This is a genomic window from Paenibacillus baekrokdamisoli (genome assembly GCF_003945345.1).
GTDB classification, from domain to species: domain Bacteria; phylum Bacillota; class Bacilli; order Paenibacillales; family Paenibacillaceae; genus Paenibacillus_Z; species Paenibacillus_Z baekrokdamisoli.
Map to the genome: position 1 here is coordinate 3,148,203 of NZ_AP019308.1, position 18,104 is coordinate 3,166,306.

Annotated in this window: 10 protein-coding genes; 1 reads left to right on the plus strand and 9 read right to left on the minus strand. The window is 44.4% G+C overall.

Annotated elements, in window-relative coordinates; all coding sequences use genetic code 11:
• Window positions 1-337: 337 nt before the first annotated feature.
• From EKN16_RS14235 to EKN16_RS14260, 6 genes are all read right to left on the minus strand, one after another.
• A complete protein-coding gene (locus EKN16_RS14235) occupies window positions 338-3,784 on the minus strand; it encodes an S-layer homology domain-containing protein (protein ID WP_164522796.1) in 3,447 nt (1,148 codons plus the stop codon).
• A 123-nt stretch (window positions 3,785-3,907) separates the two neighbouring features.
• A complete protein-coding gene (locus EKN16_RS14240) occupies window positions 3,908-5,638 on the minus strand; it encodes a type 2 periplasmic-binding domain-containing protein (RefSeq protein WP_125658208.1) in 1,731 nt (576 codons plus the stop codon).
• 64 nt (window positions 5,639-5,702) lie between these two features.
• Window positions 5,703-6,581: a carbohydrate ABC transporter permease gene (locus tag EKN16_RS14245; RefSeq protein WP_125658211.1), complete on the minus strand. Its 879-nt coding sequence runs from the start codon at window positions 6,579-6,581 to the stop codon at window positions 5,703-5,705.
• A gap of 16 nt (window positions 6,582-6,597) precedes the next feature.
• Window positions 6,598-7,503: an ABC transporter permease gene (locus EKN16_RS14250; protein WP_125658214.1), complete on the minus strand. Its 906-nt coding sequence runs from the start codon at window positions 7,501-7,503 to the stop codon at window positions 6,598-6,600.
• A 201-nt stretch (window positions 7,504-7,704) separates the two neighbouring features.
• A complete protein-coding gene (locus EKN16_RS14255; RefSeq protein ID WP_125658217.1) occupies window positions 7,705-9,333 on the minus strand; it encodes a response regulator in 1,629 nt (542 codons plus the stop codon).
• Between the two features lie 9 nt (window positions 9,334-9,342).
• Window positions 9,343-11,067, minus strand: a complete 1,725-nt coding sequence (locus tag EKN16_RS14260; protein WP_125658220.1) for a sensor histidine kinase — start codon at window positions 11,065-11,067, stop codon at window positions 9,343-9,345.
• Window positions 11,068-11,499: 432 nt separating this feature from the next.
• On the opposite strand from EKN16_RS14260, the gene EKN16_RS14265 reads away from it, so the two are divergent.
• Window positions 11,500-12,435: an AraC family transcriptional regulator gene (locus EKN16_RS14265; protein WP_125658223.1), complete on the plus strand. Its 936-nt coding sequence runs from the start codon at window positions 11,500-11,502 to the stop codon at window positions 12,433-12,435.
• Here the strand turns inward: EKN16_RS14265 and EKN16_RS14270 are convergent.
• The 3 genes from EKN16_RS14270 to EKN16_RS14280 all read right to left on the minus strand — a co-directional run bounded on the left by EKN16_RS14270 (window position 12,382) and on the right by EKN16_RS14280 (window position 17,923).
• Entirely contained in the window at window positions 12,382-14,085 is a 1,704-nt protein-coding gene (locus EKN16_RS14270) for an alpha-L-rhamnosidase-related protein (protein WP_125658226.1), read from the minus strand. The genes EKN16_RS14265 and EKN16_RS14270 overlap by 54 nt on opposite strands.
• 57 nt (window positions 14,086-14,142) lie before the next feature.
• A complete protein-coding gene (locus EKN16_RS14275; RefSeq protein WP_125658229.1) occupies window positions 14,143-15,258 on the minus strand; it encodes a peptidyl-prolyl cis-trans isomerase in 1,116 nt (371 codons plus the stop codon).
• Between the two features lie 94 nt (window positions 15,259-15,352).
• Window positions 15,353-17,923 carry a hypothetical protein gene (locus EKN16_RS14280; protein WP_125658232.1) on the minus strand — a complete coding sequence of 857 codons (2,571 nt, stop codon included), beginning with the start codon at window positions 17,921-17,923 and terminating at the stop codon, window positions 15,353-15,355.
• Window positions 17,924-18,104 lie beyond the last annotated feature (181 nt).

Below are 18,104 nucleotides of genomic sequence, written 5' to 3' on the forward strand. Positions count from 1 at the left end.
CCTCCATCCCCACCGTGTAGAGTGGTTATGGAGGCTTAGTTGTTCAGGTTTTCACAAAAACCAGTGTACCAAATAAATCTACAGCATGATTTACGGACAAGAACCACTTAATGACAACAGCTGTTTCCGCCCTGATTGACCGATTCTGCGGAACAAACTTATTTTGATGCCCTACTTTTTACAAGCACCTACGCTCACTGTATGACAGGCATACGTATCACCGGCGATTATATTGAGCTTCTGTCGTTAGACCCAACTAATGACTGCGTGAACCATTAAAGATTGCAGCGTTAGTAAGTAATCATCACAACAGGGAACAGTACCTATTGCATTTCCATTACTCGCTCTTCTGTGCCAGCACTTTCAACAGAACCGTTACAGCCTCTGCTCTGGTGGTTTTGTCGTTAGGATCGAATTCGTTCTTGCCTTTACCCACTACAAGGTCAAGTTTCTTCATAATCGCCACTGCACCTTTCGCCCACACCGGAATGTCCTTGTCATCTGCGAAGCCGGTTGCGGCATTCACATCGATAGACTGACCCAAAGCGTTTGCGATCATCACCGCCATTTCAGCGCGAGTAATTTCTGCATCCGGTCGGAAACTGCCGTCCTTGTAGCCTTTAATAATGCCTGCTTGAAACGCTTGCGCGACCGCATTCTGCGCCCAAGCTCCGATCTTCGCGCTATCTGTGAAAGTCAGCTCTGCCCCTGCTTCTTGCGGCTTCAGCGCATTCATCAACATCACTACAAACTCCGCGCGTGTCACGGTCTTACCCGGCTTAAACGTTCCGTCCGTATAACCTTTGACGATGCCGCCACTCACCGCTTGCATGATACTGCTCTCCGCCCAATGTCCAGCAATATCGCTAAATTGAACTTTCGCTGGGGTATCTGTTGGCTGATCGATAGCTGGTACATCTGTCACTTGGTTTACTGCGAAAACCGCATATTTCGTGAAGTGATTAACTTCCACTGTAATGTGATTTCCGTTAACCTTGCCACCGACTACTTCCACCCATTCCTTCTTCGCTTCGTCATAATAAAATACAACTGGTATTTGATTGTTCTTCAAGCTTGCTGGATTGTAAGAGAAAGTCAGTGTTACCGGTTTACTGAAGTTCTCCGAGAAGTTTTTCAATATCTCAAATACTGGACTGGCTAGAACCTCTTTATTCGTTAGAAGCTTTTGAGTATCCAGCACGCTTTCAATTGTTAATTTTAATTCTTTGTCTGTAGCACCTGCCGGAATAGAGATCGTGATCGCATCTTTCCAACTAACCTCACCCGTTTTACCTGCGGGAAGCGTTAAATTACCATTGTTAGAGGTAACCTTCTCATCGCTTGGAGTTGTTGAACCACCGCCACCACCACTGGATGGTGCTGCATTCACAGTTACGGTATACGTTACCTTTGTTATGCCATTCTGCGCTGTAACAATGACCTTCTTGCCTGTTGCCAAAGTTGAAGCTATGGTTATTCCGTCTGCATCGTAGACTTCAAACGTTGCATTCACTGCTGGCGTGATCGCTGCCTTAAACGCTGTTAACGTTGTTGCGTTTGGAATGTTCGTAATGGTTTCATTCGCTGTTCCGCCTGTGCTTACTGTTCCTATTGTGGATGTTAACGTTGTAGCAGATACATCTGCAGGTGTAGACGACGGAAGAGCATATAATCGGCCTTCACCAGCGGCAAACGTGGATGACAACTGCCCTGTGGTCGAATTGTAATTCGTGCTTACCTCTGCTCCAGTCGTCTTTGATACTTCTATCACGTTGCTTGGTTTAGTCGAGAGATCGAAGGTCACGGTTCGGGAATTGGCAACATCCCGGTTCACAACCATCATATATTCCCGACCGGTGTTATCCTTAAAATATCCGAATACAAGTGGTTGTGTCATATCTGTAGGCTTCCAGAAGTAATTGGACGGCAGTACTGTCGTAGAAGTTGGAATTGTGCTTCCGGTATGATAGACAGCCTCCGATTTCAATCCCAGCAGCTTCGGCCCAAGCTTAAGCACGTCAGCGTTTATATTTGCTGCGTAATCATATAGAGCCGTTTTAGTTAAATCATAATTAATAATTCCATCATGGAACGGGGTGCCGGGATAGTCGGGAGTCAGATAAAGGAAATAGTTAATCCCTTTGGCGCCATAAGCAAGACTTGTAAATACTTGATATCTCATATCGCCTTCAGATGGGGATCTCAACGAGCCTGTAATTCCAACAGACTGAATATAGGTCCAGAAATCCACCTTATTTTTTAGGCTCTGACGTCGAATGATCTCCATATCCGAATAATAGCTAGTGCTTAAACCCCCATTTTCAAGAAAAGGATAATGATCATACATTAAAACATCAGGATTCTTGCTCGCCCACTGATAGACATAGTCCTCATAACTGAAGGCTACTATATTTTGATTAATGGTAAACCAATAATCCGCATCGACCGGGACCCCATTGTCATAAGCAGTTCCGTCCTTTTCCCAGTCGAAACCATTGGGTGATCGGACAACCCAACCAACGTGATTCTCTTCTACTCCTCCCTGCGATAGCTCCCAATAATAACTTGTGTTAGCGCTTACATCTACATTGAATGTGAATTGAGGATATATGGTAGCTGAACTGTAAAGCGTATCTTGACCCAAAAGTGTCGTTTTGTCTTTGGAATCCCACAGCTTTAGTGTGATGGTGGCCGTGTTGCTCCAATTCTCTATTACAACATACAATTGAATGGTTGAAATAAAGGTTGTATTCGAGCTCGTCTCGAATGTCTGTCCTACTGATCTGCTTGGAGACACAACACCTATACCGGTATTTTTGAAGCCAATTTGTTGTTCTTGCGTTGCATAGGAAGGCAATAAATTCACTAAGGATAAATGGTTAGGATCTCGCTGCTTGAAAGCTTTTGCAGCAGCCTGCAAGCGTGTCATTTTGTTAGATGAAGGCTCATCTATCAGATTATATCCAAGCAGCGAAGGATTCGTTTTATAATGATCTGCAATGTTATTTATATCAGAAACAGAAGGATGACTCGTTCCATTGTACATCGATTCCAATGCATCCATTTTAAAACAAAAATCAAAACTGCTGTCCGCAGTCCCATTCTGATAAGCCATTCCGCCCTCATACACATCAGACGCCGCGCTTAGCCAGTCTATAGGAGTAGAAGAATTGCTGGTAAGCTCCATATAATAGGTTGTATTTGGGGAAAAGAAGCTTCCAATATAAAATACAGGGTAGTTATCGATAACTGGGCCTGTCATTGGAGTACTTCTAATTAGGTTTGTTTTGCTAGGATTATCATATATGCTTAAAGTAAGTATTACATCACTTGCCCAATTTTGATTGTCAATGTTGAGTTTAATCGTATCAATGATATAACCCGAAGTACCCGCAGGGACTGTAAATGTCTGCCCAATAGCATTCGTATTAGAAACAGCATGACTCCCCCCTTCACTAATTTGATTTATTGGAATACTATTAAACATTAAACGCGGATCAGATACTATAACCTTCAAACCATTAGCTGCAGCTTGAGTTAATGCTGCATCATTTTCCTTGAATGTATTAAGGCCACTGGTCATCAGATAGGTGACATTCATATTTTTAATTTCCTTATATTTAGCAAATGTAGTGTCATTAAAACCAGGGGAATTAAATATTCCGATTGGAAAAGGGGCAGCGGTTGCGACAGCTGCATTTGCTGGAGTCGCTGTACTGAGGCTCATGAGAGTCATCATACTAGCAAAAAGTATAGATAAAAAAATGACTTTACTAGATTTCATCAAAATCACTCCTTCGTTTTTTAACAGAGCCTCTGCGGACGAGGACATCCGCAGAGGCTCCTTATTTTTTTATTAATCGAATCGGCAGTATGTTTTTTCATTTGTTCCCTCTGCAGAGTAAGCTTATTTCACCTCAAGATCCGGAACTGTCTTTAAATTATTCGTTCTTTCCTCGGATATCTCGTCATACCCTAACTTTCTTTCCGTCTCCTGCCATTTCGCAATAATCTGCTTGATATCATCTTCCGTTTTAGCCATCACACCCGATACAACCATATCTTTCCATCTTGTTACATAACCTGCTCCCTTTTTCATTTCAATAGGACCAGGAAGGACATAAGGTGCTTTGTCGGTAATATAGGAATACACCTCATCACCTTGAACATAGCCCATGTTTTTTAATGTTTCAATAACATCGGGCCTTTTATCATACGCGGTTGGAGCATCGTATTTCACTTTAAGATCATAGTTTGGAGTTGGGCTGTAATACCAGATTCCTTCGGGAATTTTTGCTCCAAGATTTCCTTTGAATTTATCTGCGGCTTCCTGTGTCTCCACAATTTTATTATCAGCATCGTACTTCCAGTCTTTTCCTTCCTGACCGAAGTTAGTCAGTTTCCACCCTTCTTCCCCCATCGTATATTCCATATACTTGATGAAAGCGTTCAGCTGCTCTTCACTAATGCTCTTCTTGATGATCCAATAAGAGTTAACCCCTAACAAGGCCTTTTTAGTAAATGTTGGGTCTAACGTTGGATTCGTCTTACTATCGAAAACTGTAGTACCGACAAATAAAGCCTTAGGATCAACAGTTGCCAAGGTATCATTGACAGTCATTACATGAGTACCCCAAGTACCAAATACCCCTACTCTGCCACTAGATACCTTCTCTAAGTATTGTCCATACTTCAACGTAAAGCTTTCCTTGTCGAGCAAGCCCTCTTTGTAGAGAGAGTTATAATAAGCTAAGAACTCATACACATTGTCTGAGAATTCCATATCATGCCTTTTGACTTTACCGTCCTTCTTATCTGTGAACCAATCATTCAGTCCGACTGTAATGTTGCCGGAGCCTGCATAAGAGTATTCCGGATTATTAAACATATACTTATTGGTCCAGAACATTTCACCGAAATCAACCGACGGAATAACCTTTTGACCGTCTGGCAGCTTAATTTTATCCCTGAAAGCAATCAATGTATTCCGCAGTTCATCCGTTGTCTTAGGCACAGGAAGGCCAAGCTGATCGAGCCAATCCTTCCGGATTAGAGGGTTGGCAGCAGGCTTGGTCCCCTTCGGTGATTCGAAGTTCTGGGGCACACGGAACTGCTTGCCGCTCTCTACATCCGTACTTATCGGCAGGAGCTGGCTAACCTGAGCTTTGTAAGTTGGCATACGATCCAGAATTTCATTCCAGTCGAGTAGAACTCCGTTTCGCCCTAGAGAATCTATCGTTTGCGCTGCAAGGGTCGAGCTTGTTGTCATCAAAATATCGGGCATATCTGCTGCTTTCGTAGCCGCCCAGAGCTGAAGCTTCTTGTCCGCTTCATCGGAACTTCCCGCCTTCAGCACGTTCAACTTCACTTTAAAACCCAGCGCTTTCTCAAGCTCTGGCCCGATTCTGTCCTGAGCTTCATCAACGGTCGGCCATCCCCAGTTGAACGAGGAAACGATAAGCTCTGAAGGAAGCGCTTCCTTCACAGGCTCAGTCGTACCTGCTGCCTCCTGTCCGGTCGAAGGTGCCGGAGGTGTCGTTTCATTAACCACGTTGTTTGACTTGGCACAGCCGGCCAGCAGACTAGAAATCATCAGAAGTACGACTAACGGAGCTACAATCTTTCTTCTCTTTTTCATGTTAACCTCTCCCTATGATCTAATTATATATAAATACCTGAAGGTACTCATACCAAACGGATAGCTAGCCTTTGACCGAACCAAGCATCATGCCTTTGACAAAATACTTCTGAAGGAACGGATAGACAACAATAACTGGAATTGTTGTGAGAACAAGCATCGCCATTTTGACCGATTCTGCTGTAACAGTTGCCTTTAAGCCCGAGTCCATCTTGGAAATATAAGCAATATTGGAAGCTTCATTCGTTTGAATGATCTTCAACAGCACATTCTGTGCGGTCCAAAGGTTCTCACTTGTCATATAGGTAAAACCGGTAAACCAATCATTCCAATGGAATACACCGATAAACAAAGCAATCGTCGCCAAAACTGGTGTACTTAAAGGAATGATGATCTTCCAATAAACCGCGACGTCACCCGCACCATCTATGACAGCCGACTCTTCCAACGACGGCGGCAATTCACTTAGAAAGGTTCGCATGATCAGGATATGGAAGGTCGCGAGCAGATGAGGCAGAACATAGATCATGATATTGTTGACCAGTCCAAGCATGTCCATAACGACATAGGTAGGAATGATCCCGCCTGAGAAATACATAGGAATCAGCATCCACCAAGTCAGAAACTTTCTAAATACAAAATGCTTCTTGGTCAGCGCGTATGCAAACATCGAAGTAAGGACCAAATGTAATAGAGAACCGACAACAACTCTGAATATCGTAATTTGATAAGCGTTTAGCAGCTCCGCCGTTTTGAAGATCGCTTTATAATTTTCTATCGAGAAGGACCGAATAAAAAGATAGATGCCTCCTCGCTGCGCATCCAATGGATCGTTAAGAGAGATAATAATCACATAGTAGAAAGGGTATATACAGACGAAAATGAATAATAGCATCAGGGCACTGTTGCATATAACAAACAAGTCAATCTTTTTTGCTTTCATTGATGTACCTCCGCACTTAAATAATCGAATCGCTCTTCGCTGCTCTTGCTAAGTAATTACAGGAGATAAATAGGGCAAGGCCAACAAAAGCTTGAAAGATCCCCATAGCCGTTCCAATCGAATAACCCATCATCCCCATATCCTTCAAGTATCTAAGGACAAGCGTATCTAGAATCTCGGCTTTATTCTGAATCGTGACATTTGACATCGTCCACATCTGATCTTGGCCGGCTCTCATTAATCCGGAGACACTGAGTATGAACATCAGTACGATCGTATTTTTAATGCCGGGCAGCGAGATATGCCAGATCTGCCTGAACCTGCTTGCTCCATCTACCTTTGCTGCTTCGTATAATTGCATATCAATCGACGACAAGGCTGCAATGAAGATAATTGCACTGAACCCCATGCTTTTCCAAGCCTCGGTAAATAGAATAAGCGGATAAAAAGCGTTCTGATCAGCGACAAAGTAAAAGGGTTCCTTGATGATATGAAGAGACATCAACACATCATTCACTACTCCGCCGTCAATAGACAGTAGCTTATACCAAATCCCAGCAGCGATGACCCAGGATACAAAGTAGGGCAGATAAGAGGTTGTTTGAATGAACTTCTTGAACCAACCCGTGCTAATCTCATTGATTAGCAGGGCAATGATAATCGTAGTCGGAAAAATAATGATCAATTTCAGCAAACTGATAATAATCGTATTCTTGAGGGCATTGGTAAAGTCAGGCATATTGAACAGGGTGCGGAAATTATCAAAGCCTATAAACCGACTGTGAAAGATCCCGTTGAACACGTCGTAGTCCTGAAAGGAAATAATAACTCCATACATGGGAAAATAGGAAAACACGAGAAAGAATATAAATCCAGGTAAAGTGAATGCGATAAGCCATCTTTGAAGGTAAACCTTGTTCATGATGATCACCTGCTTCGAGGAATAATGGACGAACAATAATAATGTAAGCGCTTACTTTTTTGGTAATATCAATAGTTTCTTCTGTTCTTACTATTTTGTTATCTTAGCTGCTCTCTTCACCACCGTTTGTTAAACTAGCATTCCTGCATTGCTTATACTCTTACTTTACGTTAAAGGACATGGATGAATATAGTAAAAATCTTACGTCTTTTTTGGACTTTTTTTACTCCTTGACCGCGCTTCACTCGGTGTCATCTCCGTCGTTTTCTTGAATACCCGGTTAAAATATTGCTGATCGGAGAAACCCAATCCATGAGCGATATCCGCAATTTCCATGCTGCTGTTCTCAAGAAGCTCCAGTGCCTTGACAATCTTAAGACCCGTTACATACTTAACGAAGCCTTGTTCAGTAGCTGCTTTGAAGACCCTCGATAAATAAGAAGGGTTAATAGCAAACTTCTCAGAGATCATCTGGAGAGTGATCTCTTCATTAATATTTCTGTTGATATAGAGAATGATATTGTCCACAACCGAAGAATGAAGCGCTCTGTTATGCTGAAGATATTCGCCATCTGCATGGAGAGGATTGTTAAAGATATTATCCAACGTTGTCCCGATGAGTTTCACAATAGCCCTATTGTCATCAAGGCCTTCTAGCGTCTTTCCGGATATCACATTCGGCTCGATTTTATCGAGGAATTCAATATTGTTCTTCAAGCAGAAGCGGATAATGATATTCAGATATTCGTTAAAGAGGTAGTCTATGGAAGTTTCTCCAAGATAATCAGCAATGCGATCGATGAATAATTCCTCCGCGAATTGTCGAAGGATCCCTATACTCTTCAGCATGCTTTTACTTTCCAAGCTTTTCTCTACAAGCTTTACCTTAAATATAAAGGATTGTAAGGCTCTATCCTTGTGAAATACATTTGAACTGTAAACATAGATGCTGCCCACACCATACAAAAACCGGCTTTTCAGTGCCGTAATACCATTCTGATAGGCTGCTCTCAAGTCGCTGCATGCATTGCTAATTCCCATCGTGGCCGCTACCTGATATTCCTCACGAAGCAGCTTATGAAGCAATTTCGTCTCCCTTACCGCGGTTACGACGATATCTTCGCCATCCTTTCCGCCGAATATAAGAATGAAGGTATCTTTACCGAAAGTGTTCTCCAACATCCAGATGTGATCTGATTTCTCGCCAAAATGCTGCTGCATTTTAGTGTAAATATAGCGTTGGGCCTGCTGCTGATCCGGATGGAGTTTAATCGCGGAAACGATATATACTTGATGGCTTAGGATACCGCTATTCTTGTCCAAACCAATTCTCAAGCTGTGATCACCCTGATGATCATTCAGCATCTGATAGAGCATCTTCTCAATAAACATTCGCTTATTCTCATCTTTTACCGACTCCGTCTGTTGCATCGCTTCCTTCTCCAGCTGGACCTTTACAATCTCATCCCGCATCTGCTCAACAACAACAATAAGCTCATGTTCCTTAACAGGTTTTAGTACATAATTGGTTACACCGTACTGCATAGCTTTGACAGCATACTCGAATTCAGCATATCCGCTTATGACAATGAATCGGACCTGGGAATGCAAGCTTCTTACTCTCTCGATTAGCTCCAAACCATTCATGACAGGCATTCTGACATCGGATAAGATAATGTCTGGAATATGACCCGCTGCGATTAGGTTAAGTGCATCATGACCATTGCCCGCACACAGGATGGATTCAAACTCTATAGCGCTCTTTTTTAGTAAATATACGATTTTATCCAAAATTAGCTCTTCATCATCTACGACTAATACCTTTATCATGAGCGCACCTCACTTCAGGATTTGACTGGTAATGATAACTTTCGTTCCTTCGCCATTTTCACTTTTAATCACTATTCCATACGCGTCTCCAAATGTGAGCTTAAACCGCAAATTCACATTTCTAAGGCCTACGCCCCCATTGCCACCGTGATCCAGCGCTTGTCTTTCCCCATTAATATAGCTCATGATCGTACTCAAGCGGCTTTCCTCCATACCAATCCCATTGTCCGACACTTCGAGGAAGACGGCTTCCTGGTCAGAATAGGCTTTAATGTCGATTACACAATTAAGATACATTTCATTAAAAGCATGCTGGACACAGTTCTCAACAACAGGCTGCAGCATGAATCGGATTGTTTTACAATCCAGCACTTCCTCATCGATATCATAGTTAACTTTCAATCTAGTGCCGTAACGGAGCGTAATGATTTCAAGATAGTTTTTCACATGCTGAATTTCCGTCCCGATATTTACAAGGTTATTGCTTTCGATATTCATGTTGTAGCGATAGAAATCAGCAAGCTTCTCAATGGTTTGGTTAATCTTGACATGATCCTGCTTAATGGCCAGCGAACTGATTGTATCCAGCGTATTATATAGAAAATGCGGATTAATCTGATCCTGAAGGCTTTTGATTTCCGCTTCTTTTCTCAACACCTGATTTTCCAGAACATTTTTGACCATCGAATTAAAGCTGCGGCTTAAATCACCGATTTCGTCATTTCTATTAATCTCACTCCTGCTTTGGAAGTTGTCCTTCTCTATATTTTTCATCATTTTGGATAACCTTTTCAAATCCCTGGTACTCCTCGTAACATACAAATTTACAGCGATAATAAGAATGAGGATTACGGTAATTCCTATATAAATAATTGTCATTTTGGAGTCATATATTTGCTTGTCGATCTTATTCTTGTTAATCAAAGAAATGACGTACCAGTCCGTTGAAGCGGAATTGTTAAGGGTGGCATAATAGCTGACTCCGTTTAAATGGAGCGTTTCGAAAGCGCTTAAGCTGCCTATATCTTTATCTTTGAACTCTGAATACACCGATACGTCGGAATTCAGGCTGAAGATAACTTGGCCCGCTGCGGTCGTGATCAAGATATCATCGAAAGCTTTGTTATTAACACCCGCTAGGAAATTCGCGAATAGATTCTTATCAGCACTAAGCACCATGAAGTCTTTCTCTCCGGGAAGATTGCCCCACAGCTTAATCGCTTGTGAGAATAAAATATTGTTATCTTTATACGGCAGCAGTGAAAATTCAGGAAGTAAGATCATCGATTGCTCGGAATCCGTAATTTCTTTATACGTGTTATCGTTCAATGCTTGATGCAAATATTTGTAGTCATGACCATCTGTTAAATCCGTCGTTAGTATTTCTTGCTTATCGTATAAAATAACCGACAATGACTTGTAGCCTTTGAAGAAAATCAGCGATCGTATATTATCATAAAACTTGCTGTACGCCTGATAGCTTTCATAGGTTCCGATAAATTTTTTATCTGCTATGATGGGAAGATTCGAATCCTCCGAGAGCATCATCAGCACCTTCTGCATATCGTCGACATACAAATCGATGCTGTTGCTTATTTGTACATTAAGGCTCATTACGTATTGATTTATATTTTCCATCGTATATTTCTCCATGTATTGCGACAGCAATGCGCTTAGCACAGTAATAAATACCACACCAACGAGGGAATTAAAAAAAATGAATTTTTTGCTCATGCCAAAAAAAAAGTCGCTGCATGCCCTTTATTGGGATCTGGATTTTTATCATAGATGTCAAATAACCCCTCTCACGAAAGCTGCTGTTCGCAGGAAAGAAAAAAAGACGCTCTTGTCGGGACGCTGAGCCTGTCCGTTGATAATCATAAGAGTCGTCATATTGAGCAATGGAACGCACGCTTGTTTAGGTATGCGTTCCTAGGATTATAGCATAACCATTTCGACAACAGGGATTTAGAAGTGCAAATCTCCTGAAAGCGCTTACCATTCGGGGTTATACGCCGTCTATCACTATAAATATAGGATAGATTTCTACTTTAAATATAGTAATAATCTTACGTATTTTTTGGACTTTTTTGACTGTTTATAGCTTGAAGCGAGTCGGCTGTATTCTGATATAATAGAGATGAATGCAACTCCCTAAGAAATGGTGTGAACCTCATCAATCCTGTTACTACGCTCAGGTCAGACCTGATCTTCACCGATCATATTCCTTTCTTTATCAACCAATACGCATACGATAACTATGACGAGCTCGAGCTGCATGTTCACGATTTTATCGAAATTGTGTACGTTTGCCGAGGCAAAGGGCTGCACAGAGTCCGAGACCGCCTGATTCCCGTTACCGAAGGGGATCTCTTCATCATCAATTACGATACGCCCCATTGCTTCTATCCTTATGACCGGACCAATACAGACGGGCTCCTCGTATATAATTGCATGTTTCTGCCCGCTTTTATCGAGCACCTGCATATCGAGCTGCCCATCATGCGCGGAATTACCAGCTTATTCTTAGTGAATGGATTGTATCCAGAGGAAACGGGGAATATGCCAGACCTGATGCTGGGTACAGCCCCTCGCAAGGCATTCGCCCAACTTTTCGACAATATGCTCCAGGAGTACCAGGCCAAACAAGAAGGATACTTGGACATTCTGAAGATGCAGCTCTGCGAGCTCCTCATCAAAACGTACAGAACCTACAAGGATTTGTACCGCGAAGGTCCTCATCCCTATAACTACAAACTCGAGCTCATCCAGAAATCGATTCAATATATGCGTGACAAATTCTCAAGCCCCATCCAACTCAACCAATTGTCTCAACAAGCCTTGCTCAGCAAAAGTTATTTCTCCAGTATCTTCAAGAGTGTGACAGGAATCAGCGTGCTCGACTATTTGCAGAAGGTGCGAATCGAGGAAGCCTGCCGGCTGCTGGTGGAAGACACAAAAACGATAATCGTTATATCCGAGTCCGTAGGATATAACGATTATCGCTTCTTCAACAAAACATTTCGCAAAATTACCGGAATGACCGCCTCAGCCTACCGTAAGCAGTTCAGCACTGCTAAGGGCAATTATCGAGATGCCTGAAGGTGCCTGAATGACGGAATACACGGAGCCGTCCTCCAGCTTGTTATGCCTCACGTGAATCACACCAAGCGGCGTCGGAAATCCACCTTCTGCCCAATCCAGGTCACCCAGATTTGGTTCGACCCGCACTACCTTGCAGCCAGCCTCCATAATTTCGATCCCAAGCACATGGCGCGTCAGCCATGCGGTCGGACCGGATGCCCATCCGTGACAGAGGCTGTGTCTGTAGCCTTGATAACAATAGTTACCATAGGTTCCGTGAACATCTACCTTCCCTTCAGGTGTTAATTCATCAATCCTGGCAGCATCCTTCATCCAGGAAAGATCGAAGTCCTCCCAGAAGGTGGTTGCGCCAAGCTTAAGCATCGCTCCCCAGTATTCGCGGATACAGTCGAGGCTTCCTTGAATATCTCCGGCCTTCGCGCGAGCTTCCAGCATGTAATAGCCGTAGAAAGTGGACACACCCTTCGAACCGTCAACGGCGATCACCTCCTCGTTGGCTTCCTGCGCGCTCCATAGATCGGCAAGCGCCAATAGTGCCGCCGCCTGCTTGCTTCCTGCATGATGAGGTACGTGGCGCCTAAGCTTTTGCTCGGTCAGCCCGCATCTATATGCGACAGCCTCGTCTCCTAGTATGAGACAAAGCTCAGCTCCGCGTTTCATCGCCAGTACGAACAACGCATGCACACCGGCCTTAACGCCTTCTAGATTTTCGCTCGACGGCCAATCCAGGAATGGGTTTGGGGCATTGTTCGTCCCGTCCTCATTGATCTGCTTGGCGATCAAATCCAACAAGTCGACGAGATATTCTCGCTGCTCTGCCAGATAAGCTAAGTCCCCGTTTTGAATATACCAATCGTAATGGATGAGCAACCACCATACGGAATAGCTAGGGAACGACATCCAACCGGGAAGGGGCGTACGATCCCGGATAAAATCCAAGCTAGCCGGCACGATCTCGTGGCTGCCGAACACCGCTTGCAAAGTTGAGGTCTCTGGATGCATATCCCCGATCCATACCAAGCGATCCCTTTTGATACCGTCCCACAAATAGTCCTGCATATTTAGATGCACGGTATAAGCGCCGGTATCCCAAATTTGATCCAACAGTGGATCACTGCTTCGGAAGCTTCCCTTATATTCTAGGTCACGGTATAGAAAAACGGCGCGCACACTTTTCAATTCAATGAAACTGTTCTCTTCCACCAGATCGATGCGTACGAAGCGAAAACCAGTATTGCCGAATTCCGTGGCCCCAAGGAACGATACATCAATGATCTGATCGCGAATGGCATGATCGTTAGTCGCATTCCCCTCTCCGCCGATATCGCTCATCGCTTCCATGGCTGACTCCCCGAAGCGCACCCTGAGCTTGGCTGTGCGCTCGTTCCCGCCCATAAACCAGGCGGCAATCTGTACCCCGCCATGCAACTCCTTGCCGAAGTCCAGCAAGATGCTTGCTGGATATCCATTATTTCTGAGCACACAGGGGTTATCTGATTGAAGCGTTGACTGGCTATCTCGTCCATCCAGCAAGCTTGCAGCGTTCTCTACCGCTGACTTACCATCATCCGACGTCCATAAGATTCTGCTTGGATTCACATATTCCCGAACTCTTGGATCCCTTATTGACCCTTTACCGTTAGACATTTTAGCGCCCTCCACTCTTTCATTTGACTCATTATAGAAGTCAGGAAGGCTTCGCGGCTATACACGCAAAGCAAATGTTAGTGGGGGGATCCTACTTTTCTTGAAAAACGTATTAGCTCCTTTCACCATCTTATCAATGAGTGACTCGTATTGGCTGCTCACATAATCCGTCTCGACTTTCTCTTTCGCTTCGTTGAAGGTTTCGTATCCTCCATTTTGTTTTTCCACACACTTCACAATGAATAACGTGTTGCCGATTTCTATAATTCCGCTTGTTTGGCCGGCTCCCAGCTTTGATACCTCTTTAAGAAGCTCTGGGTAGTATTTACGATCGGTTCGTGCTGAGGAGCTGTCAAAGATCTGTGCACCATGGCTTTTCTTTTCCTCGTCGGTCTCGTTGTACGCCTCGGCCAGTTCTCCGAAGCTTTCCCCTTTCTCAAGCCTTTCCTTCGCCTTCTGCATGATGAGCTTGGCTTCCTTTTTGCGGGACTCCATCACTTTGCCGTCCTGATCGACATAAGTGACAGCTATCTTTTCGATTGTTATACGAGCCTCTTTGGCGTACTTAGCTTTGGTTGCTTCATAATATTGCCTAAGATCTTCTGACGTGTAAGCAATTTCCTTGCCTTTTAATTTATCCTTCAATTGCGATTGCATGTTGGAAAATACATATTCGAAGTAAGTCTCCTCCGAATACTGAACAGGTCCGTAAATAACCTCCTTCGCTTTTATTGCCGCCTTTCTGCGATTGTTCTCATGGTTAAATTGTTTAAGGAAGGCGGCATATGAAATGTCCTGAACCAAGCCCTTGTCCCGGGCAAGCAGCTGTTGAAGTTTAATACGAATGCATTCATCCAAGGCTTCCTTCTTCAGCATTTCGAGTGGAACTTCGCCATCAAAGCTGGATGTCCAAAATTCAGGTGTCTCCTGCGCTCCGTATTGGGTTTGAAAATGTAGAAGTATGCGGGTACGGTTCATCCGCATTCTTTGATTAAACTCGTAGACGGAAATCGGCTCTCCGTTTACGGTCGCGACGGGGGAATCGGTTTGTTCCCGCGGATAAATGAGCATGAGGCTCACCCAACAAGCCGCTGCCGCTATGATCACGCCAATCCCAATGATTAAATGCTTCTTGGTGGCGATCTTGTTAAATTTAATATTTCCCCTCAGCATTCGTTCAGCCCCCAGTACATTCAAGAGGGCAATCCATCGCTGGTTGCCCCTCTTAACAGGATTAAAAATTCCGACTGCTCATCGTACTTGTTCGTTAGTTATACGTAATAACAGGGTCCCAATTCACATTATCGCCATAGTCGTTGACCGCGTTCGAATTTACCCGGAAGTCGATGTTATCTCCTGCCGCAACAGTTGTGATCACACTATGGGTATATCCAATGGAATCATCCCATGCTATCGTTTGATTTCCCCATATCGTCGTTAAGTTTTTCAATATCGAAACAACAACACCGTCACCCATATTCACATTGTCTTTCTTTACCGTTCCCGTTATCGTAATCGTTCCCGCCTTCGGTGCAACCCAAGTCCGAACGGAGTCAAGTCCAGTTTGGGCATGCTGCGACGTGCTCATAATGGTGGAATAGTTCACGTTGCCTACCCACCAGCCTTTAGCGGCATCCCAAGTTTTGTACGTATAGGTGCTGCCGTTCCACTGCCTATAGAACCACCGGTCCTGACCTTGCGTTTCGCTGAATCCTTCCGAGGCTTTCCATACTTTGCGATCCCCCCAAGTAATCGTTGGATCCCAGTTCAGAGTGTCACAATAGTCATTAAGTGAATTTTTGTTAATGCCAAAATAAATAATATCGCCTGCTGTAACCGTCGTCGTTTGGTAAAGGTTGTATCCCAGCGCATCGTTATACGCAACGAGCTGGGGCCCCCATATAGCGGTCGAGTTCTGCAAAATCGAAGCAACCGCTCCATCCCCGCAGGTCACGTTTGATTTCCTTACCACCCCGGATATCGTAATCGTTCCCGAAGCCGGCGCGACCCAGGCTCTCACGGAATCGTTGGCTGCATCAGGTGCTGTCAGATTTTTGGTAATGATCGCATAGTACTGGGAGCCTGCCCACCACTGGTTTGCGGCATTCCATGTATCATTCGTATACGTACCGTAAAATAGATTCTTCTGCTTGTAGTACCATTGATCTTGGCCTTGAATGCCGCTGAATTGAAGGGATGCCTTCCAGGTTGTCCCGATGGGCGGCGTCGGCGGCGTTGTAGGCGGAGTTCCCTGATATTCGAACGCCCCCCGGTCCGTTGCGCCTCCCGCATACGGTACGCTATTGCCCCAATAGTCTTTGCCGCCGCTGTTCGCGATCGTTATTCCTGTATTGATGGCTGGAGAGTCAGGCCTTAGCTTGTAGCCATCGACCGTATTTCTGCCGTTGCCTCCGGATCCCGGATTAACAAACTTCGGATCGGCCGTCGACTTATGCGAGTCCCCTGGTTCACTGCTATGATGATTGCCGAAGAAGGTATTGTAATCAAAAGATCTCGGGGTATATCCACGTGTACAATCACTGCAATTAAATAACAAAATCCCCGTATTATAGATGATGTTATTCCTAAAATTCAGCATAGAGTCGCTTGTAGTCGGATCAGCATAGTCCCATACAAACAGGATGTTGCCTGCAGCACTCGTGAATAAGGTGTTATTATAAATGTTTGCGTTGACGTTTCGCCCGCAGTTAGCAAAGAGACGATTCCTATCATTTTGACTGATATTGTATCGAACAACGACGTTATCATTGAACGCCGAAGCTCCTTCATAGTTACAAATGTCCATGAATCCGCCTTCATTATCGTGGCTGTAATTATATTGATACATGGATCTATGAGAATTCCCATCTGCATCGAAACCAAGTCCGTCTTTGCCGTTCGGATTGCGAGTCAGGTAGGCCTCATTATATTGAAATAAGGCATCGTCGGTATTCATATTCCATATCGCCGTATGGGATCCGCTCATCCTCCGGTCGACGTTAGAGGCAACGTTGTATTCCACAAGAGGCGCAATACTCTCGCAAATAACAATCCCGTCTCCGCCGATATCGTTAAGCGAATTGTTTCGGACGACAACATTGGTGGAGCCCGCCCAGGGGCCGGCCCCGCCTGACATAGCCCCGCGATTCATCCAGACACTTCGTACGAATATCCCTGTACTGTCGACTGCTGTTATCGTATTGCCTTGAATCAGCACATCGTTAAAGATGGTGGAGACGGCTCCGCCAGTTACACGCACAATAATACCGCCTCCATCCAAATCCCAATCGCCGATGATGCTGTTGACATCGTGGATGTCAAGATTAAGCAGTTGAATGTGATTCATCACCCCGAAATCACTGGCTTCTATCCAGACGGCTCTTCTCAGCGCTCTTGTCGCGCCCAGATTGGTAATTTCCAGGTTGCTGATTTCCCAATACTGCTGGTTGTATAACCGTACCGTTTCCGCAACCGTCCCTGCTCCATTAATGACAGGCTTGCTTCCGGTTCCATACTTATCTACGAGTATCGGATTGCCGCTTGCTCCTGAGCCTTTGGGCCACAACTGACCTGTATAACTCGTACCCGCCTTAAACAGTATTTTGTCTCCCGCTCCAAACGTCGTTGCGTTGACTTTGGCCAATGTCTGCCAAGCCGCGCCCGTACTGGTCCCTGAATTGCTGTCATTACCACCTACCGCATCCACATAGTAGGTTGTATTCGCAGCAAATACAGTCTCCGGTTTGAACGTGACAGTTACTAGGATATAGGCGGTTATTAGCAGAATACCCATAAGAACGGACCCAATCACCGAGCTTCTCACCTGAACGATTTTCATTCCTCATACACCTCCGATTTTTTTTGACACAAAATTATTTATGCTCGAACACCCGCTCCCCACCTCCTTTCCGCATCTCAACATTTCAAATCAGAGAAAAGCGCCCCTCTCTTGACACGAATAGTTAAACTCATTCAGTGGATTTCCAAGAGTGGGGCGCTTCCGTCATACAGCTAATCGG